This window comes from Halorubrum sp. 2020YC2 (assembly GCF_018623055.1).
Lineage (GTDB): Archaea > Halobacteriota > Halobacteria > Halobacteriales > Haloferacaceae > Halorubrum.
In genome coordinates this window covers 255,941-275,336 of record NZ_CP076019.1, presented here as the reverse complement: position 1 = coordinate 275,336, position 19,396 = coordinate 255,941, and the positions used below count along the sequence as shown (strand labels likewise).

The window sequence follows — 19,396 nt, the reverse complement described above, 5'->3', positions numbered from 1 at the left end:
TCGCCGGCGAACACCTTCAAATCTTCAGCCGCTCACGGATAAACTGCTACCGACGGATCGACGGCGAACACCGCCAAAGCCCCAGCCGCGAGGACGCCGCACGCTCGCTGCGCGCTTCGGTCGTTCGCTTCGCTCACTCCCTCTAGTGCTTACGTCGCCTGCGGCGTCCTCGCGACTGCCCCTTTGAGTCCCACCCCGCACAGTACCGCGACCGCGCCTCACACCTCCCCAGCCTCGCGGTTCGCTCCGGGCTCCCTTCGGTCGCCCCTCGCTCACCGCGTCCCTCGCGCGTGCTGCTCGCGGCCTGTCGGCCGCTCGCAGGCACGCGCCGACTGCGTGTTGATTTATAAATAGTCGTCGCGATCCAAGTCGAGAAGCCGCGAGACAGCCGTCCATCACGAACGTTTACTCGGGAGCGACGCAACCGGATGCCTTTTTCCGGCCATGCGTCGAACCCGGCGACATGCGAAACGCCAAGATCGTCTGTACGATCGGTCCCGCCTCGGACGGCCGGGACACGATCCGCGGCCTCGCGGACGCGGGGATGTCCGTCGTCCGACTCAACGCCAGCCACGGAACGACCGACCACCGGGAGACCGTGATCGAGCGCGCCCGCGAAGTCGACGAGGAGATCGACGACCCGCTCGCGGTGATGGTCGACCTGAAGGGGCCGGAGGTCCGCACCGCCGAGATCGACGAGCCGATCGAACTCGCGACCGGCTCGGAGGTCACGTTCGTCGAGGGCGACGAGGCGACGCCCGAGCGCGTCGGTCTCACCCACTCGATCGGGGCCGCCGGACCGGGCGACACGATCCTCCTCGACGACGGCCGGATCGAGTGCCGCGTCGAGCGCGTCGACGACGGGTCCGTGGCCGCCACGGTCGTCTCCGGCGGGAAGCTCGGCTCCCGGAAAGGCGTCAACCTCCCGGGCGTCGCCATCGACGTCGACCTGATCACGCCGGAGGACGAGGCCGAACTCGACCTCGCGGCCCGGACGAACGCCGACTTCGTCGCCGCCTCCTTCGTCCGCGACGCCGACGACGTGTACGAGATCGCCGACGAGCTCGAGGCCCGCGGCGGCGACGACATCCCGATCGTCGCGAAGATAGAGCGCGCCGGCGCGGTCGAGAACCTCGAAGGGATCGTCGACGCCGCCGACGGCGTGATGGTCGCCCGCGGCGACCTCGGCGTCGAGTGCCCGCTGGAGGACGTGCCCGTGATCCAAAAGCGGATCATCCGGACCTGCGTCAACGAGGGCGTCCCCGTCATCACCGCGACGGAGATGCTCGACTCGATGGTCTCCTCGCGGCGGCCGACCCGCGCGGAGGCCTCCGACGTGGCCAACGCCGTCCTCGACGGCACCGACGCGGTGATGCTCTCCGGCGAGACCGCCATCGGTGAGGACCCGGTCAACGTCGTCGAGACGATGGACCGGATCGTCCGGCAGGTCGAGTCCAGCGACGAGTACGCGGAGACGCGCGAGCAGCGCGTCCCGACCGCCGACGAGGGGTCGCGCACGGAGGCGCTGGCGCGCTCGGCGCGCTACCTCGCGCGCGACATCGGCGCCTCGACCGTCGTCGCGGTCTCCGAGTCCGGCTTCACCGCGCGCAAGACCGCCATGTTCCGCCCGGGCGTCCCCGTGGTGGCGACGACGCCGAACGACCGCGTCCGCCGCCAGCTCGCCCTCTCGTGGGGCGTCCGCCCCGTGTTGACCGAGTACGCCCACGACATGGAGGGGATCCTCGACAACGCGGTCGACGCCGCGCTCGACCGCGGCGGCGCCGCGTCCGGCGACACCCTCGTGGTGCTCTCGGGCATGCTCACCGAGTTCGAGGGGACGAACACGACGAACACGCTGAAGGTCCACGTCGCCGCCGAGACGCTCGTGACCGGCAAGGCGGTCGTCGCCGGGCACGTCTCCGCACCGGTCCACCGCACCGACGACGGCGACATCGACGCGCTGCCGGACGGGTCGGTCGTCGCGCTCGGCCCCGACTTCGACGGGGAGTTCTCCGGCGACCTCGACCGGATCGCCGGCATCGTCGACGCCCGCGAGGGGATGACCGGCTACCCCGCGGTCGTCGCCCGCGAACTCGGCGTCCCGATGGTCTCCGGCGCCCGCCTGCCGGAGTCGGTCGCGGACGGGACCACGGTGACCCTCGACGGCGAGCGCGGCGTCGTGTACGACGGCGACGTGATCGCCGCCGCCCGGAAGCGGTAGGCCGTCTCCGCGGCCGGGGTCGCGTCCGCCGCCCGGGGCTGCGTCCGACACGCTGAGACCGCGCCCGCCAGCCATTTATTACGGAACCGCGTACGACCGCCCATGAGCGACGAATCCGGCGACGGTGTCCGCGACGGGAGTTCGAGCGCCGACGCCGGCGACGAGGCCGCGGCCCCCGGCGACAACGCGGTCTCCGGCGACAGGAGCCGGGCCAACGACGCCGCCGACGGGGCCGCGGACGACGGGTCCGAGTGGCGCTTCTCTGTCGACGACGTCGGACCGGACGGCGTCACCGAGGACACCGCTACGCCCGCAGACGAGCCGATCGAGCCGGGCGATATCACCCTCGAACACGCGGCGTTCGTCGTCCTCGGCGTCGCGCTCACGGTTGGCGTGCTGCTGCTCGGCCTCTGAGCGGAGGCGACGCCGGACGAGGCGAATCGGGCCGGCGACCGTCGACCGGGTGACGGACCCCGCGGCCGCGCACCACTTATCAGGCCGCGGCCGTAGGACCGAACATGGACGCGCTCGCACAGTCCGGGCTCCTCTCTCCGGACACTCTCCCGCTTCTACTCCTGACCGCGGGGCTGCTGCTCTCGATGGCGGAGGCGCTCGCGCCGGGGGCGAACTTCATCGTCGTCGGCATCGCGCTCATCGGCGCCGGCCTCGGCGGGCTCATCCTCTCGTCGGTCGTGGCCGGCGCCGCGCTGGTCGCCCTCATGGCCTTCCTCACGCTGGCGTTCGGCGCCGCCGCCTTCTACGGCTACCACGAGTTCGACCTCTACGGCGGGAAGGGGCAACAACAGACCAGCGACAGCGACTCCCTGAAAGGGAAGACCGGGACCGTCACGGAGCGGGTGACCCCCACGGGCGGCGAGGTGAAGCTCGCCGGCGGCGGGTTCAACCCCCACTACTCCGCCCGGTCGATGGAGGGCGAGATCGACGAGGGCGAGGAGGTGATGGTGGTCGACCCCGGCGGCGGCAACGTGGTCACCGTCGAGTCGATGGGGTACGTCGAGGACGACATCGACCGCGAACTCGCGGCCGACCGCGCGCGGAAGGCCGCCGCGAGCGAGGCCGAGGAGACCGACGCCGACGCGGAGACCGAACTCGACCGGGAGTGACGCGGCCCGCGTGAGGCGTCGGATCGGTCCCGGACCGCGGTCACCGCCACCGAGCGGAAAAGCACTTGCCGATCGCCGGAGATGCCCCGACCATGCCCTCCCCGCTCGCCGCGCTCGCGAGCCTGCCCGGTGGCCTCGTCGACCGCGTCCGCGACGCCTTCGGCTCCCCCCGAGCCGAGAGCGTCGCGGTCGCGATGCTCGTCGTCGTCACGGTCGGCACCGCCCTCGGGATCGTCGCGCTCGGGGCCGTCTTCGACGCGACGGTCGACCAGCAGATCACCGTCGACAACCCCGATCGCCCGCCGGAGTCGACCTGCGAGACGTTCGGTGACGACTCCGACTCCGTGCTTGCCGACCAATGCGACGAGCCGAAACGGATCGAGGTCGACGCCGGGGAGGAACTCCGCGACGCCGCGACCGGTTACATACACTACGGCCTGCTGGGCGTCCCCCTCTGGTGGATCATGTTCGCGCTCGCGCTCCACGTCGGGGCGCGCGTCGCGGGCGGTTCCGGCTCCGTGGGTGACTCCTTCGTGATCGCCGGGTGGGCGCTCGGCGCGGAACTGCTCCGACTCGGGGCCGGGATCGCCGCGATCTGGTACGCGCTCTCGAACGCGGCGCCGGCGGGGTCGTCGTTCGAGGCGCTCGCGACGGACCTCGTCGCCGCGATCACGGGCGCGACGGGACCGCTGCTGGTCGCGTCCGCGATAGCGATAGCGATCCAGTGGGTCGTCGTCGTCGCCGGGTTAGAGGCCGAACACGACCTCGGTCGCGGGGCCGCGGCCGGCGTGGCGACGTTCTTCGCCGCCATCGCGCTGTTGCTGGCGGCGGTCTGAGTCCTCAGGACGGTCGGCCGCGGCCGTCGGTCGGAACGGGCGCGACCGCGAATTCGGGAGTTTTTAAGCCGCCGGCGCTCCCCGTCTCGGTATGATCCTGTCGGACGCCGACATCCTCGACCGGCTCGCGGAGGGCGACCTCGCGATCGAGCCGCTCGACGACGTCGACCAGCAGGTCCAGCCCGCGAGCGTGGACCTGCGCCTCGGCGAGCGGTTCTTAGAGTTCCAGCGCACCAACATCCCCTGTATTCACCCGACCGACGCGGGCGAGGTGAGCGAGTACGTCACCGAGACGACCGTCGACGAGGGCGACGAGTTCATCCTCCACCCCGGCGACTTCGTCCTCGGGACGACCGTCGAGCGCGTTGCGATCCCGGACGACCTCGTCGCGCACGTCGAGGGGCGCTCCTCGCTCGGCCGGCTCGCGATCGTCGTCCACGCGACCGCGGGCCTGTGTGACCCCGGCTACGAGGGGCAGATCACCCTCGAACTCTCGAACCTCGGGACCGCCCCGGTCGCGCTCTCGCCGGGCATGCGCGTCTCGCAGCTCACCTTCACGGAGCTGAAGCGGCCCGCCGACCGCCCGTACGGCGCCGAGCGGGGCTCGAAGTACCAGGGACAGGACGGCCCGCAGGCGTCGCGGATCGGCAACGATCCCGAGTTCGGGGGCGAGGGCGGCGAGGCGGCGAAAGCGGCGGAGGGTGATCGCGAATGAGGTTCATCGAGGAGGTCGTCGTCGACGAGTTCCTGCCGACCGTCCGCTCGATGCTCGCGGAGGACCTCCGCGACCGCGGGTTCACCCAGAGCGAGGTGGCCGAGGCGCTCGGCATCTCGCAGTCGGCGGTCTCGAAGTACGCCGCCGGCGACGTGGCCAGACGCGAGGCGATCGTCGCGGACGAGCGCGTGCGCGACCTCGTCGAGCGCGTGGGCGAGGGGCTCGCGAGCGGCGACCTCACGCCGGTGGCCGCGCTCATCGAGATAGAGGTGCTGATCCGCCAGCTGGAGGAGGGAGACCTCCTCGCGGACCTCCACGAGGAGGCGATGCCGGCGCTCGCGGACGCCGACGTGGAGTTCTCGGTCCACGACCCGGACAGCGGCCTCCGCGAGCGCGAGCGCGTCCTCACCTCGGTCCGGCGGGGGCTCCGGACCCTGACGAACGCCTCTGGGTTCGCCGGGCTCATCCCGAACGTCGGCGCGAACGTCGCGGAGTGTACCGCCGACGCCGCCACCGTCGACGACGTCGCCGCAGTCCCGGGTCGGCTCGTCGACGTGAAGGGGCGGGCGATGGTGCCCGGCGAGCCGGAGTTCGGCGTGAGCGAACACGTCGCGACGGTGCTGCTCGCGGCGCGCGAGGCGGGCGCGGACGTTCGGGGCGCGGTGAACCTCCGGTACGACCCAGGGACGGTCGAGGCGCTCAACGAGTCCCACCCGACCGTCGAGTTCGACGCCGAGCGCCCGACGCGCGAGGCCGTCGCTGACGCGGTCGCGGCCGCCGACCTCCCCGCCGGCGAGGAGACGCTCGTGCTGTACCAGACCGGCGCGGTCGGCGTCGAGCCGATCGTCTACGTCCTCGCGCCCACCGCGGCCGAGGCGGCGCGGATCGTCCGCGAGCTGCTGTGAGTCGACGCGGACCGTCCGCGGGCTGCCGTGAGCCGACGCGGGCGGCTCGCGGGCCGCCGACCGGCGACGCTTTTTAGACCTGACCGCCCGAATCGACGGGTGTGACCGATACTCGGCGGTCCGGGATGCGGATGCGCTCCTTCTAGCGGCGGGTGGACCCGTCGCGCCGCAGTCGGTCGGTAACGCGACCGGCGTCGGCGCTCCGGCGAATCCCGTCGCCTCTCCGCAGCGCCCGGGCCGTCGATTCCGGCGGTCTTCGCTCCGGCGATGACGGCCCCGAACCAGCGGGCTTTAGACCCGATCGACCGACACACGACATACACACCACATGAGCCACGACGACTTCCCCACCGACCGCCCGGCGGTGGTGACCTGTGGACTGCCGTACGCCAACGGCGACCTCCACATCGGTCACCTCCGCACCTACGTCGGCGGCGACGTGTACAGCCGCGCGCTCGAACGACTCGGCCAGGAGACCGCCTTCGTCTCCGGCTCCGACATGCACGGCACCCCCGTCGCGGTCAACGCCGAGCAGGAAGGGGTCTCGCCAGAGAAGTTCGCGCTCGACTGGCACGAGCAGTACGCCGAGACGTTCCCGAAGTTCAACGTCGAGTTCGACAACTACGGCCACACCCATGACGAGACGAACACCGAGATAACCCAGCGGCTCGTCCGCGACCTCGACGAGGCCGGCCACCTCTACGAGAAGGAGATTATGGTCGCGTACGACCCCGTCGACGACCAGTACCTCCCCGACCGCTACGTCGAGGGGACCTGCCCGTACTGCGGCGCCCACGCCCGCGGCGACGAGTGCGACGAGGGGTGCCAGCGCCACCTCGAACCCGGCGAGGTGGAGGACCCCGAGTCGACGATCACCGGCAACCCCGCGGAGTACCACGAGCGCACCCACAAGTTCTTCGCGGTCTCGGAGTTCTCGGAGTACCTCTCCGAGTTCCTCGACCGGCTGGAGGGGACCTCGAACGCCCGGAACCAGCCCCGCGAGTGGATCGAGCAGGGGCTTCAGGACTGGTGTATCACCCGCGACATGGACTGGGGGATCGACTACCCCGGCGACGACGGCGAGCAGGACTTGGTCCTCTACGTCTGGGTCGACGCCCCGATCGAGTACATCTCGTCGACGAAGCAGTACTCCGAGCGCGTCGGCGCCGACGCGTTCGACTGGGAGACCGCGTGGAAGGAGGGCGCGAGCGACGAGTACCCCGAGGGCGGCGAGATCGTCCACGTGATCGGCCGCGACATCATCCAGCACCACACCATCTTCTGGCCCGCAATGTTAGAGGCGACCGACCACGCGGAGCCGCGCGCCGTGTTGGCGTCCGGCTTCGTCACCCTCGACGGCAAGGGCTTTTCCACGAGCCGCGACCGCGCGGTCTGGGCCGACGAGTACCTCGACGAGGGGTTCCACCCCGACCCGCTGCGCTACTACCTCGCGACCAACGGCGGGTTCCAGCAGGACGTGGACTTCTCGTGGGAGAAGTTTGCGGAGCGGGTCAACACCGAACTGGTTGGCACCGTCGGCAACTTCCTCTACCGCTCCCTCCTCTTTGCCCACCGCAACTACGAGGACGGTCCCGACGCCGACGCCCCGAGCGACGACGTGGCGGCGCGGATCGACGAGGCGGTCGACGACGTCGCGGCCGCGGTCAACGACTACTCCGTCCGCGCGCTCGGCGACGCCGTCACCGACCTCGCGCGGTTCGGCAACGAGTACATCCAGCGCAACGAGCCGTGGAAGCTCGTCGACGAGGAGCCTGAAGCGGCCGGACAGGTGATCTACGACTGCGTCGCGCTCGCGAAGGCGATCGCCGTCCTCTTCGAGCCGCTGGCGCCCGAGAAGAGCGAGCGGCTCTGGGACCAGTTGGGCGAGCCCGGCTCCGTTCACGACGCCACCGTCGAGGCCGCCCGCGAGGGGCCCGCCGGCGACCTGAGCGAGCCGACCGAGCTGTTCGAACAGATCGAAGACGAGCGCGTCGAGGCGCTGAACGAGAAGCTCGAAGCGCGCGTCGCCGAGTCGGAGCGCGACGACGAGGACGACGAGGAAGGCGAAACGGACGCCGGCGAAGCCGACGACACCGACATGACCGACATCGAACCCCTCAGCGACGACCGCATCAGCTTCGACGAGTTCCAGGAACTGGACATCCGCGTCGGCCGGATCGACGAGGCGGAAGGGATAGAGGGCGCCGACGACCTCGTGCGGCTCACCGTCGGCCTCGGCGCCGAGACCCGGACGATCGTGGCGGGGCTCAAGCAGCTCCACGACGTCGACGACCTCCCCGACACGAAGGTGATCGTCCTCGCGAACATGGAGAAGGCGGAGCTGTTCGGCGTCGAGTCGAACGGCATGGTGCTCGCGGCCGGCGAGGAGGCCGACCTCCTCACCACCTACGAGGACGCCGGGCCGGGCACGAAGGTGAAGTGAGCCGACCCGCGGTCGGTCGCGGAGCGGTACCTCGAGGTTTTATTTGACTGACGCGTGAACGCGGGACCGCAATGGCCCTCCTTCCCCGCTGGTTCGAGACGCTCTCGTTTCAGGCGCAACTGATCCTCACCGCGCTGGTGTTGGATCCGATCGGCTTCGGCGCCGGCTACCTGCTCGCCCCCGAGTTCGGCGTCGAACCGATCCTCGGCGGCGTCTACGGGCTGGTGGCCGCGAGCTTTCCGATGTCGCTGCTCGTGATGCGCGAGGTAGGTCGACAGTAGTCAGCGGGGGCGAGCCGGCGCGACCTCAGGCGTCGAGCACTTCGATGAGGTTCCCCTCCGGGTCCCGAACGAACAGGATCGTCGTCCCGCTCTCGGTCGTCCGCGGGGGCTGAGCGTCTCCACGTCGGCCGCGAGGTCGGCGTAAAAGGCCTCCACGTCGTCGACGGTGAGACCGAGGTGGGTCGCGCCGGATCGGCTCAGTTCGGGGTCAGCGGTCTCTTCGCCCGCCGGGTCGTACGCGACGAGTTCGACGATCGCGTCGCCGGCGTCGAGGTGGGCGAACTCGGCCGACGCGCCCTCGACGCCGACCGCCTCCGCGAAGGCGTCGCCGCCGACGGAGAACTCGCTGACGACGTCGAGGCCGAACGTCTCGGCGTAGAAGTCGACGGCGCGGTCGAGGTCGGACACGGTGACGCCGACGTGGTGCGCGGTTGGGTCGGACACGGGTGGGCGCTCGGCCGGCGCCGGCTAAACGGTGTCGGGTCAGAGCCCGAAGAGACGGGCGGCGAGGCCAGCCAGCACGACCAGCGCGCCGAGGATGAACGTGCCCGGGATCGGGAGGACGAAGAGGAACACGCCGAGGACGATGAGCAGCGTTGAGCGTCTCATGGCCTCACGTTCGTCGTTCCGGCGAATACGTGTTGGGGTGGGACCTCCACGACCGAAACGACCATTTCGCCCCGGGACGACCCTGACGTATGCACGTGGTCGTCAACGCGGCCCAGAGCGTCGACGGGAAGCTCGCCACCCGCCGCCGGGAGCAGCTCCGCATCTCCGGCCCGGAGGACTTCGACCGGGTCGACCGCGTCAGGGCGGCCGCGGACGCGGTGCTCGTCGGGGTCGGGACCGTCCTCGCGGACGACCCGCACCTCACGCTCGACGAGGAGGACCGCCGGGTCGAGCGCCTGCGGAACGGGCGCCCCGGTGACCCCGCTCGCGTCGTGGTCGACTCAACGGGTCGGACGCCGACCGACGCCCGGATCCTCGACGACGCCGCGACGACGTACCTCCTCGTCTCGGCCGCGACCGAGCGGGACCGGCGGGAGTCGCTGGCCGACGCGGGCGCGGAGGTGATCGTGGCCGGCGAGGAGCGCGTCGACGTCGCCGCGGGGTTCGGGAAGCTCGCCGACCGCGGCGTCGACCGCCTGATGGTCGAGGGGGGCGGCGAGGTGATCTTCTCGTGTTTCGAGGCCGGCGTCGTCGACGAGCTTCACGTCTATGTCGGCTCGCTCGTGATCGGCGGCCGCGACGCGCCCACGCTGGCGGACGGCGCCGGCTTCACCGAGGGGTTCCCCGACCTGACGCTCACCGAGACGGAGCGGTTCGACGACGGGGTCGTCCTCTCGTACGCGGTCGAGAGCGGCGACGCGTCGTAGGCGCGGACGGCCGTGTGAACGATAACCACGGAAATCGAGCGGTACACGCCCCGTGACACCGGTGTACACGGAAATCACCGAAGTATTTATGTATCGCCCGGGGGTAGTTGCGGGTACCAGAACGCCTCTGGCGCTGGTGGGATCGCACGCTGAAATGAACGGGATTTCTTGCAGACGGCCCGACGCACCACAGCGAGCGTCCGCTATCGCCGGAGCGGTGATGGAGAGATAACAAATGGTAACGAAAGAAGAAGTCATCGAGCAGTACGACGTGGAAGCGATGGACGAGGCGGACAACGTGGACCTTTCTGAGGACGACTTGGAGAACGGCTCCAAGGGGCAGCTCATCAAGCGCGCCGGTCAGCTGCGAGACCGACGCAACGAGCTGAACCAGATGGCCTCCGAGCGCGCCTCCAAGCGCGACGACCTCAACGCGAAGACCCGCGAGAAGGTCGACGAGGCCCAGGAACACCGCGAGAACCGCGACGAGCTCAACGAGCAGGTCCAAGAGCACAAGGACAAGCGCAACGAGCTCAACGCCGAGGCCAACGAGCTGTTCGACGAGGTCGAGGAGCTCAAACAGGACCTCGAACTCGGCTCCGGCAAGTCCATCGAGGAGCTCGAAGAGGAGATCGAGGACCTGGAGTTCCGGCAGCAGACGGAGGTCCTCGACGCGGAGGACGAGCGCGAGCTGATCGAGAAGATCGACGACAAACGCGAGAAGCTCGCGGAGAAGAAGGAGAAGGTCGACGACACGAGCGAGCTGGACGACCTCGTCGAGGAGGCCGAGGAGGTCCGCTCCGAGGCGTCCCAGCACCACCAGAAGGTGACGGAGCTGGCGGACAAGGCTCAGGAGCACCACAACCAGATGATCGAGGCCTACCGCGAGGCCGACGACATCCGCGATGAGGCCGACGAGATGCACGAGCTGTTCGTCGAGGCCCAGGAGGCGGCCGACCGCCACCACGAGGACTTCGTCCGCGTCCAGAAGCGCCTGCGCGAGCTGGACAAGAAGGAGGAAGAGGAGCGGCAGGACGAGCGCGCCGAGAAGCGCGAAGAGGAGAAGGAAGAGGCCGAGGAGATCTATCAGAAGTTCAAGGAGGGCGAGACGCTCGACACCGAGGACCTGATGAAGCTCCAGAAGACCGGCCTCCTGTAAGCCGGCGACCTGCGGTTCCGACGCGGTTTTCTGCGGCTTTTCGCGACGGAGAGCGTCGCGGCCGCGACGACCGATTCGAGGCCGGCCGCGACGGTCCGCGCCGGCCACGGCTTATAAACGCGTGCGCCGCCAACCGGCGGTATGGACGACGCGCCGGCGAACGGACGGAAGGGGTTGCTCGCGGCCGCCGCGGTGGGCGCGGCGACGACGATAGCGGGCCGCGCGGTCATCTCGCGGCTCACCGGCGGGCGGTTCGGTGACGCCGACGAGTACAACACCGCGAAGGTGACCGTGTCGGGGCCGATCCGACGGAGTCAGGGGCGACCGTCGCCGCTGTCGGGCCCGGGCGGCGCCACCGCGGACGACGTGGTCGAGCAGATAGGGGCGGCCGACGAGGACGAGGACGTCGAGGCGCTGCTCGTCGAGCTCAACACCCCCGGCGGCGAGGTCGTCCCGAGCGACGACATCCGGCGGGCCGCCGCCGACTTCGACGGGCCGACGGTGGCGTACGCGACCGACACCTGCGCCTCGGGCGGCTACTGGATCGCGAGCGGCTGCGACGAGCTGTGGGCGCGCGAGGCGAGCCTCGTCGGCTCCATCGGCGTCGTCGGCTCGCGGCCGAACGCGAAGGGGTTAGCGGACAAGCTCGGGATCTCTTACGAGCAGTTCACCGCCGGCGAGTACAAGGACGCCGGCGTCCCGCTGAAGGAGATCGAGGAGGACGAACGGGAGTACCTCCAAGGGATCATCGACGGCTACTACGAGCAGTTCGTCGAGACCGTGAGCGAGGGCCGCGACATGGACCCCGACGAGATCCGTGCCACCGAGGCCCGCGTGTACCTCGGGGACGAGGCCGCGGAGCTGGGGCTCGTCGACGAGCTGGGCACCGAGGACGACGTGGAGGACCGCCTCGCTGACCTGCTCGGCGCCGAGCCGGAGGTCCGGGAGTTCTCCCCGGAGCGCGGGCTCGCAGAGCGGCTCGGCATCGGCGCCGAGCGCGTCGCGTTCGCCGCCGGGAGCGGCGTCTCGGACGCCTTCGTCGACGACGGCGGCGACATCGACGTCGAGCTCCGATAGCGGGCGGGAGAGCGCCTCGAAAGACCGAACGCCGCGGGGCGGCCGACGGGGAGGATTTTTGTCCGGCCGCGGTGTGAGTCGACACGTGACGACGCTGGTCATCTGCGTCGACCGCTCGGGGGCGATCGGTCGCGCCACCAACGTCCCGATGCCGGTCGCCGGCTGGGAGGCCGTCCGGTCGCTGGTCACCGACGCCGGGCTGGACGACCCCGAGGACGCCAGCGTGAACTGCCTGCTGGAGTCGCTGCGCGTCGCGCGCGACCTCAGGGACGAGCGCGAGGAGTCTGTCGTGGCGGTCGTCTCCGCGGAGAGCGACACCGCGGTCGGCGCCGACCGCTCCATCGCGGCCCAGCTGGACGACCTCGTGGAGCGGTACGACCCGCGGGCCGCGATCGTCGTCGTCGACTCCGCCGAGGACGAGCGCGTCCTCCCCGTCGTCGAGTCGCGGATCCCCGTCGACTCAGTCGACCGCGTCGTCGTCCGACAGGCGCGCGACATCGAGTCCACCTACTACCTGCTGAAGCAGTTCCTCGCGGACGAGCAGCTGCGGTCGACGGTGCTGGTCCCCATCGGCGTCGCGCTGCTGTTGTTACCCGTACTGTTCTACCGGTTCTCCGCCGGAGAGGCGGTGGCGGGCGTCGCCGGTCTGCTCGGCGCCGCGCTGCTGTACAAGGGCCTCGGGGTCGACCGGTTCGTCGCGGGGATGCCGGAGCGCGTCCGAGAGGCGCTGTACGCCGGGCAGGTGTCGGTCGTGACGTACGTCGTCGCCGGCGGGCTGGCGCTGGTCGGCGGGTTCTTCGGCTTCCTCGCGGCCTCGGAGCTCGGTCCCGGATCCCCCCGGCTCGTCGAGGTCGTGGAGTTCGCCTACGCCGCGGTCCCGTGGTTCGCGGTCGCCGGCGTGACCGCGGCCGTGGGGCGGCTGCTCGACGAGCTGATCCGCGACGAGGGGATCCGGACGCCGTACCTCAACCTCCCGTTCGTCATCGCCGCGGTCGCGCTCGTCGTCCGCGGGTTCGCCGGCTACTTCCTCGCGCAGGAGGCGATCCACGAGCCGCTGTCGATGTACGGGATGACGGTGACCCCGGTCCAGCAGCTCGCCGCGTTCATCGTGGGGGGCATCGTCGTGTCGCTCGTCGGCGTCAAGATCGCCAGCGACGTCGGCACCGAGACGCTCGAAGACGTCATCGACGCGGAGCGGGACGCCGAGGGGCGGCGGGAGTGAGGGGCTGACCGGACCGCTCGGCGCCCGACCGACCGCCTTTTGTCGGTCGCGGCCGCGTGAGCGGGCATGGACGTGTACGGACTGATCGGGAACCCGGTCGGCCACTCGCTGTCGCCGCCGATGCACGAGGCGGGCTACGAGGCGCTCGGTCTCGACGCGCGCTACGTGACCTTCGAGCCGGACGCCGACGCGGCGGCCGCGGCGATTTCGGGCGCCGCCGACCTCGGCGTCGCGGGACTCAACGTGACGGTGCCGTTCAAGCGGGACGCGCTGCGCGCGGTCGACGCGGCCCCGCTGGCCGAGCGCATCGGCGCGGTCAACACGGTCGATTACGCCCCGGTCCGGGCCGGCGAGTCGGAGCGCCCCCGCGGGCGCAACACCGACGCCGCCGGGGTGACGCGGGCGCTCGCGCACCACGACGTCGGAATCGACGGCCGCGACGCGCTCGTGGTGGGCGCGGGCGGCGCGGGGCGGGCGGCCGCGTTCGCGCTGGCGGACGCGGGCGCGACGGTCCACGTCGCGAACCGCACCGCGGAGCGCGCGGTCGAGTTGGCCGGGGACGTGCCCGGCGCGACCGGCGGCGGCCTCGACGACTTGGGCGAGCGCGTCGCGGCCGCGGACCTGCTCGTCAACGCGACGAGCGTGGGGATGGAGGCGCCGGAGGAGACGCCCGTTCCGGCGGCGCACCTCCACGGCGACCTCGCGGTCCTCGACGCGGTGTACGCGCCGGTCGAGACGCGCCTGCTGCGCGAGGCGGCCGCCGCGGGGGCGACGACCGTCGACGGCGCGTGGATGCTGCTGTACCAGGGGGTCGAGGCGTTCGAGATATGGACCGGCGAGGACGCGCCGGTCGACGCGATGAACGCGGCGCTGCGGGCCGAGTTGGAGTGAGGCTGACGGCGCCGGGCGCGGGGTGCCCCAGTCGGGGCGCTCGGTGCCCGGCGCGCGTCGCTCGGGTCGCGGTCAAAACGAGAGGTCGGGATCGTCGTCCGCGCCGGTCCCGAGCGGCACGCTGCCGCGGTCGTCGTAGTACTTGCGACCGATGAACGTCTCGTCGAGGTTGCCGACTATCGTGGCGTAGAGGGCGTCCGAACTCAGGTACCCCTCCTCGTCGACCGGGTCGAGGACCTCCCGAATCGTCACGAAGTCGCCGGAAGGGGACTCGATCTCGACGGTACCGATCTGTTCGATCACGGCGTCGCGCGTCACCGGAAACTCGAGCGACTGCTCGACGACCCGCTCGGTGTCTGAGTATTCCATGTGTGTTGGTCGAGAACCGATGTATCGGTCTCTGTGTCTCCCGGTAGGCGACAGAACTGCATAAACACGGGCGTATTTTACCAGACGGGGGTTTTTGATTATGTGCGTCACAGCTCTCGAGCCGAGACGGAAGTCGCTCGTCGGTCGCTTTCGGCCTGGAACGGCGTCGAGAAGCGGGAGCGACGGAGCGGAGCCGCTAGATCAGCGTCGGGCTGGCGAGCAGTCCGGCGGTGACGATGAGTCCGACGGAGACCGCCGACGCGCCGTAGAGGAACGGCTTGGCGTCGCGGGCCGGCTCCCGGAGCTTCCCGGCGTCGAGTCCGTCGGCCAGCTTCGAGCCGGCGACCTCGACGAGTCCGGTCCCGACGAACCACAGCCCCAGCATCGTCACTACGAGGTGACCCCGCGGCGTGCTCGTCAGCGCCTCGAACGTGTACAGGGTCCCGGCCATGTGCCCGCCGGAAGCGACGAACGCGACCGCGCCGATCCGGGTGATCCAGCGCAGGCGGCCGACGACCGACCCGAGCGCGTCCCCGCCGATGTCGCCGCGGAGCGCGGGCGGGAGGACCGCGAGGGTGACGAACAGCACGCTGCCGACCCAGAGGACGGCGAAGCCGACGTGGACCGACCACATGACGGGGTTGATAACGTCCATACCGCCGGGACGGGCCGGTTACACTTATAAACCGGCGAGACGGAGCGACGGTTCGTTGCGGCGGAGACGGTTTTTAAATATCTCGCACGTGTAGCCGCCGGCAATGGCGCTACTTCAGAAGCTCAAAGAGAAGCTCGGATTCGGGAGCGGCTCGGCCGAACGCGAGTCCGGCGAGACCGAAGTGACCGTCGAGCGCGAGTCGGAGCCGGCCGCCGAGGCGTCCGCGGAGGCCACCGACGAGCAGCCTCCCCGGACCGGCGTCGACGAGGAGGGAGGCGAGCCGGCGGCCGCCGCGGCGACGGAGGCCGCCGCCTCGACCGAGTCGCTCGTCGACGAGGAGGCCGGCGCGACGGACGACGCCGGGACCGAGGCCGACGAGGGCGCGGAGCCGGCGGAGGCCGCGGCGGGCGAGGCGGACGACGCCGCGGTCGACGGCGACGACCGCGGCCCGAGCGTCGAGGAGATCAAGGGGATCGGCCCGGCGTACGCCGAGCGGCTCGCCTCGATCGGTATCGAGACGATAGACGACCTCGCCGGCGCGGACGCCGCCGAGGTGGCCGAGGGGACGAGCGTGGGCGAGAAGCGCGCCGCGACGTGGATCGACCGCGCGAGCGAGTTCTGAGGGCGGTCGGTTCCGACCGACTGCGGCCGGTTCCCGGCGCGGTTCCGGCGACCGCAACTGTTTCACCGACCCCGCCGAAGAGTGACACATGAGTCGAACGGTACACACCGACCGGAACCGGTTCCGCGCGGCCGCGGCCGCGGCGCCGGCGGGCGCGCGGGTCCCGGTCGAACTCCGGGTCGCCGTCGACGACCCCTTCGCCGCCTACCGGCGGGCGCGGGACGGTCCCGGCGGCGTCTTCTACGAGACGACCGGCGGCCAGTCGGGATGGGGGTACTTCGGCGTCGACCCGGTCGAGCGGCTGACCGTCTCCGGCGACGCGGTCGTCGCCGGCACGGGCGGCGAGGCCGAGGGGTCGGAGAGCGAGGGCGGCTCGGGACCCGCGGGCGACTACCGGCGCCCCTCCCCGTCGCTCTCGGCGCTAGAGGGCGTCATCGACGGCGAGCGGCTGGCGCGGGGCGACTGCGAGGTGCCGTACCCGTGCGGCGCGTTCGGCTGGCTCTCCTACGACGCCGCCCGCGAACTGGAGGCGTTCCCGCCCGCGGCGCCCGACGGTCCCGGGGCGGTCGACGACCGCGGACTCCCGCGGCTTCAGGCCGCGCTGTTCGACCGGATCGCGGCGTGGGAGTGTCCGGTGGACGCGGGCGGGTCGGCCGACGGCGGCCCGGACGACGGCGACGCGACCGTCACGCTCCGAGTGACCGCCTGCCCCCGCGTGCCGGCGGGAGTCGACGACCCCGACGCCGACCGCGAGGCGCTCGACGCGCTGTTCGACGACGGGCGAGCGCGCGCGGCGGCCCTGATCGACCGGATCGAAAGCGGCGACCCGGCCTCGGGGGCGGCGCCCGACCCGACGGCCGAGCGCGCGACCTTCGAGAGCGACGTGGGCCGCGAGGGGTACGCCGACGCGGTCCGGCGGGTCAAGGCGTACGTCCGCGAGGGCGACACGTTTCAGGCGAACGTCTCCCAGCGGCTGACCGCGCCGGCCGCGGTCCACCCGGTCGACGCGTACGACGCGCTCCGGGAAGTGAACCCGGCGCCGTACTCCGGCCTGATCGAGTTCGGCGGGACCGAGGGGGACGGGACCGGCCGTCCGAGCGGCGTCGACCTCGTGAGCGCGAGCCCGGAACTGCTCTTGGAGCGTGAGCCGACCGGTGACCCCCGGCGCGGCGCGCGCCTCGTCACGGAGCCCATCGCGGGGACGCGACCGCGGGGGGAGACGGAGGCGGCGGACGCCGGCATGGAAACGGAGCTGACCGGTGACGCGAAAGAGCGCGCCGAACACGCGATGTTGGTCGACTTGGAGCGCAACGACCTCGGCAAGGTGTCGCGGTTCGGCACGGTCGAGGTGAGCGAGTACCGCCGCGTCGACCGCTACAGCGAGGTGATGCACCTCGTGAGCCTGATCGAGGGGGAGTCCCGCCCGGACGCCGGGTTCGCTGACGCGGTCGCCGCCTGCTTCCCCGGCGGGACCATCACGGGCGCGCCGAAGCCGAAGACGATGGCGATCATCGACGAGCTGGAGCCGACCCGCCGCGGGCCGTACACCGGGTCGATGTTCGCGGCCGGCTTCGACGGGCGCGCGACGCTGAACATCGTCATCCGGACGCTCGTGCGCCACGCCGCCGAGTACCACCTCCGGGTCGGGGCCGGGATCGTCCACGACTCGGACCCCGGCGCCGAGTACGAGGAAACGCTCGCGAAGGCGCGCGCGCTGGTGAGCGCGGTCGACGAGGCGCTCGCGGCCGGCGGGATGGCGGTCGACGAGACCGTCGAGGAGACGGTCGACGAGGCGCTCGCGGCCGGCGGGATGGCGGTCGACGAGACCGTCGAGGAGACGGTCGACGAGTCGTCCGAGGAGGCGGTCGAGCGATGACGGGAGCCGACACCGGCGGCGAGGCGGACGCCGACGCGCAGGGCGGCTGGCGCCCCGGCGCGGGCGACGCCGACGCGCGGGTCCTCGTCGTCGACAACTACGACTCGTTCGCGTACAACCTCGTCCAGTACGTCGGCGAGGTCGCGGGCGCGGTGACGGTGCGGCGCAACGACGCGGTCGACCTCGCGGGGATCCGCGCGCTCAACCCCGACGGCGTCGTCGTCTCGCCCGGCCCGGGCACCCCGGCGGAGGCGGGCGTCTCGACCGCGGTCTTCGAACTCGACCGGCCCGTGTTCGGCGTCTGCCTCGGCCATCAGGCGCTGTGCGCGAGCCGCGGGAGCCGCGTCGGCCACGCGCCCGACGTGGTCCACGGGAAGCCCTCGACGATCACCCACGACGGCGAGGGCGTCTTCGCGGGCCTCCCCGACCGGCTCCGCGTCGGGCGGTACCACTCGCTTTGCGTCGAGCGCGAGGACCTCCCGGACGAACTGGTCGAGACCGCGCGCACCGCCGAGGAGCGCGAGGTCGTGATGGGCGTGCGCCATCGAGAGAAGCCGCACGTCGGCGTCCAGTTCCACCCGGAGAGCGTCCTCACACCTCGCGGGAAACGGCTGGTCCGGAACTTCGTGGAGGTGTGCGAGGAGCATGAGTGACGACGGCACGCTCCGCTATCACGTCGACGGCGACCTCGTCCCCGCCGCGGAGGCGACCGTCTCGGTGGAGGACCGCGGGTTCGCCTACGGCGACGCCGCCTTCGAGACGCTGCGCGCGTACGGCGGCGACGCCTTCCGGTGGGAGGCCCACGCCGACCGGCTCGCGGACACCTGCGAGACGCTCGGGCTCGACCACGGGATCGACGAGGCGGATCTGAAGCGCCGGGTCGACGAGGCGCTCGCCGCGAACGGCCTCGCGGACGCGTACGTCAAGCTCTCGATCACCCGGGGCGTCCAGCCCGGCACGCTCGACCCGAAGCCCGAGGTCGACCCGACCGTGGTCGTGATCGCGAAGCCGCTCCCGCGGGGCGGCGTGGGCGGCGAGCCGCCCCACGACGGGCCGGCCGCGCTCCAGACGACGAAGACGCGGAAGGCCGCGGACCGCGCGATCCCCGCCGCCGCCAAGACGCACAACTACCTCAACGGAATCCTCGCCCGGCTGGAACTCCGCGTGACCGGCGCCGACGAGGCGCTCATGCTCGACCCGGACGGTCGCGTCGCGGAGGGCGCGACCTCGAACCTCTTTTTCGCGGACGGGACCGCCCTCAAGACCCCCTCGCTCGACGGGCCGATCCTCCCGGGCGTCACTAGGGCGACCGTGATCGATATCGCGGAGTCGGAGGGGATCCCGGTCGAGGAGGGGACGTACGCGCCGGACGCGGTCCGCGAGGCCGACGAGGCCTTCCTCACGAACTCGACGTGGGAGATTCGACCGGTGGCGACCGTCGACGGCATCGCGGTCGACGGCGACGGTGAGGGGGTCGCCGGGCCGGTCACGACGCTCCTCTCGCGGCTGTTCGACCGGCGGATCGAGGAGGCGCACTACGACGGCGAGCGGCTCTGACCCGACGGGATCCGCCGTCGCGAACCGACGAGGGGGATACCGTCCCCCACAGCGTTATTCCGTCAGA

At 71.4% G+C, this 19,396-nt stretch carries 20 protein-coding genes and 1 pseudogene; 17 read left to right on the top strand and 4 right to left on the bottom strand.

Annotated elements, in window-relative coordinates; all coding sequences use genetic code 11:
* Nucleotides 1–463: 463 nt before the first annotated feature.
* The 8 genes from pyk to KI388_RS01375 all read left to right on the top strand — a co-directional run bounded on the left by pyk (nt 464) and on the right by KI388_RS01375 (nt 8,525).
* Nucleotides 464–2,221, top strand: coding sequence for a pyruvate kinase (pyk, locus tag KI388_RS01410; RefSeq protein WP_215087639.1), 1,758 nt, complete (start codon nt 464–466; stop codon nt 2,219–2,221).
* A 102-nt stretch (nt 2,222–2,323) separates the two neighbouring features.
* Nucleotides 2,324–2,635, top strand: a complete 312-nt coding sequence (locus KI388_RS01405; RefSeq protein WP_215087638.1) for a hypothetical protein — start codon at nt 2,324–2,326, stop codon at nt 2,633–2,635.
* A 104-nt stretch (nt 2,636–2,739) separates the two neighbouring features.
* Complete coding sequence (locus KI388_RS01400) at nt 2,740–3,345, top strand: NfeD family protein (RefSeq protein WP_215087637.1); 606 nt, start codon at nt 2,740–2,742, stop codon at nt 3,343–3,345.
* A gap of 92 nt (nt 3,346–3,437) precedes the next feature.
* Nucleotides 3,438–4,181, top strand: a complete 744-nt coding sequence (locus tag KI388_RS01395; protein ID WP_215087636.1) for a YIP1 family protein — start codon at nt 3,438–3,440, stop codon at nt 4,179–4,181.
* Nucleotides 4,182–4,272: 91 nt separating this feature from the next.
* The gene (dcd, locus tag KI388_RS01390) at nt 4,273–4,896 is read left to right on the top strand and encodes a dCTP deaminase (RefSeq protein WP_215087635.1); all 624 of its coding nucleotides are present in this window, start codon (nt 4,273–4,275) and stop codon (nt 4,894–4,896) included.
* Nucleotides 4,893–5,801 (top strand): thiamine-phosphate synthase family protein, encoded by a 909-nt coding sequence (locus KI388_RS01385; RefSeq protein ID WP_215087634.1) that lies wholly within the window; start codon nt 4,893–4,895, stop codon nt 5,799–5,801. Before dcd ends, KI388_RS01385 begins: the two co-directional genes overlap by 4 nt.
* Before the next feature lie 328 nt (nt 5,802–6,129).
* The gene (gene metG, locus KI388_RS01380) at nt 6,130–8,244 is read left to right on the top strand and encodes a methionine--tRNA ligase (protein ID WP_215087633.1); all 2,115 of its coding nucleotides are present in this window, start codon (nt 6,130–6,132) and stop codon (nt 8,242–8,244) included.
* Nucleotides 8,245–8,315: 71 nt separating this feature from the next.
* Nucleotides 8,316–8,525 carry a hypothetical protein gene (locus tag KI388_RS01375; protein WP_215087632.1) on the top strand — a complete coding sequence of 70 codons (210 nt, stop codon included), beginning with the start codon at nt 8,316–8,318 and terminating at the stop codon, nt 8,523–8,525.
* A gap of 25 nt (nt 8,526–8,550) precedes the next feature.
* Here KI388_RS01375 and KI388_RS01370 read toward each other — a convergent pair.
* A pseudogene (locus KI388_RS01370) lies at nt 8,551–8,969 on the bottom strand (VOC family protein).
* A gap of 39 nt (nt 8,970–9,008) precedes the next feature.
* The gene (locus KI388_RS15475; RefSeq protein ID WP_256441511.1) at nt 9,009–9,134 is read right to left on the bottom strand and encodes a hypothetical protein; all 126 of its coding nucleotides are present in this window, start codon (nt 9,132–9,134) and stop codon (nt 9,009–9,011) included.
* Nucleotides 9,135–9,223: 89 nt separating this feature from the next.
* Here KI388_RS15475 and KI388_RS01365 point away from each other — a divergent pair, with 89 nt between their 5' ends.
* From KI388_RS01365 to KI388_RS01345, 5 genes are all read left to right on the top strand, one after another.
* Complete coding sequence (locus tag KI388_RS01365; protein WP_215087631.1) at nt 9,224–9,901, top strand: 2,5-diamino-6-(ribosylamino)-4(3H)-pyrimidinone 5'-phosphate reductase; 678 nt, start codon at nt 9,224–9,226, stop codon at nt 9,899–9,901.
* Nucleotides 9,902–10,136: 235 nt separating this feature from the next.
* Nucleotides 10,137–11,060, top strand: a complete 924-nt coding sequence (locus KI388_RS01360) for a coiled-coil protein (protein WP_215087630.1) — start codon at nt 10,137–10,139, stop codon at nt 11,058–11,060.
* 141 nt (nt 11,061–11,201) lie between these two features.
* Nucleotides 11,202–12,137 (top strand): signal peptide peptidase SppA, encoded by a 936-nt coding sequence (gene sppA / locus KI388_RS01355; protein WP_215087629.1) that lies wholly within the window; start codon nt 11,202–11,204, stop codon nt 12,135–12,137.
* An 85-nt stretch (nt 12,138–12,222) separates the two neighbouring features.
* Nucleotides 12,223–13,359: a DUF373 family protein gene (locus KI388_RS01350; RefSeq protein WP_215087628.1), complete on the top strand. Its 1,137-nt coding sequence runs from the start codon at nt 12,223–12,225 to the stop codon at nt 13,357–13,359.
* A gap of 66 nt (nt 13,360–13,425) precedes the next feature.
* On the top strand, nt 13,426–14,250 hold the full coding sequence (locus tag KI388_RS01345; protein ID WP_215087627.1) for a shikimate dehydrogenase: 825 nt from the start codon (nt 13,426–13,428) through the stop codon (nt 14,248–14,250).
* 72 nt (nt 14,251–14,322) lie between these two features.
* On the opposite strand, the gene KI388_RS01340 is transcribed toward KI388_RS01345, so the two are convergent.
* Nucleotides 14,323–14,619, bottom strand: a complete 297-nt coding sequence (locus tag KI388_RS01340; protein WP_215087626.1) for a hypothetical protein — start codon at nt 14,617–14,619, stop codon at nt 14,323–14,325.
* A gap of 196 nt (nt 14,620–14,815) precedes the next feature.
* Nucleotides 14,816–15,274, bottom strand: coding sequence for a transporter (locus KI388_RS01335; RefSeq protein ID WP_215087625.1), 459 nt, complete (start codon nt 15,272–15,274; stop codon nt 14,816–14,818).
* Between the two features lie 103 nt (nt 15,275–15,377).
* On the opposite strand from KI388_RS01335, the gene KI388_RS01330 reads away from it, so the two are divergent.
* From KI388_RS01330 to KI388_RS01315, 4 genes are all read left to right on the top strand, one after another.
* Nucleotides 15,378–15,896, top strand: a complete 519-nt coding sequence (locus KI388_RS01330; protein WP_215087624.1) for a helix-hairpin-helix domain-containing protein — start codon at nt 15,378–15,380, stop codon at nt 15,894–15,896.
* Between the two features lie 88 nt (nt 15,897–15,984).
* Complete coding sequence (locus KI388_RS01325; RefSeq protein WP_215087623.1) at nt 15,985–17,772, top strand: anthranilate synthase component I family protein; 1,788 nt, start codon at nt 15,985–15,987, stop codon at nt 17,770–17,772.
* Nucleotides 17,769–18,425: an aminodeoxychorismate/anthranilate synthase component II gene (locus tag KI388_RS01320; RefSeq protein WP_215087622.1), complete on the top strand. Its 657-nt coding sequence runs from the start codon at nt 17,769–17,771 to the stop codon at nt 18,423–18,425. Before KI388_RS01325 ends, KI388_RS01320 begins: the two co-directional genes overlap by 4 nt.
* Nucleotides 18,418–19,329 carry an aminotransferase class IV gene (locus KI388_RS01315; RefSeq protein WP_215087621.1) on the top strand — a complete coding sequence of 304 codons (912 nt, stop codon included), beginning with the start codon at nt 18,418–18,420 and terminating at the stop codon, nt 19,327–19,329. The genes KI388_RS01320 and KI388_RS01315 overlap by 8 nt, the downstream gene beginning before the upstream one ends.
* The last annotated feature ends 67 nt before the right edge of the window (nt 19,330–19,396 follow it).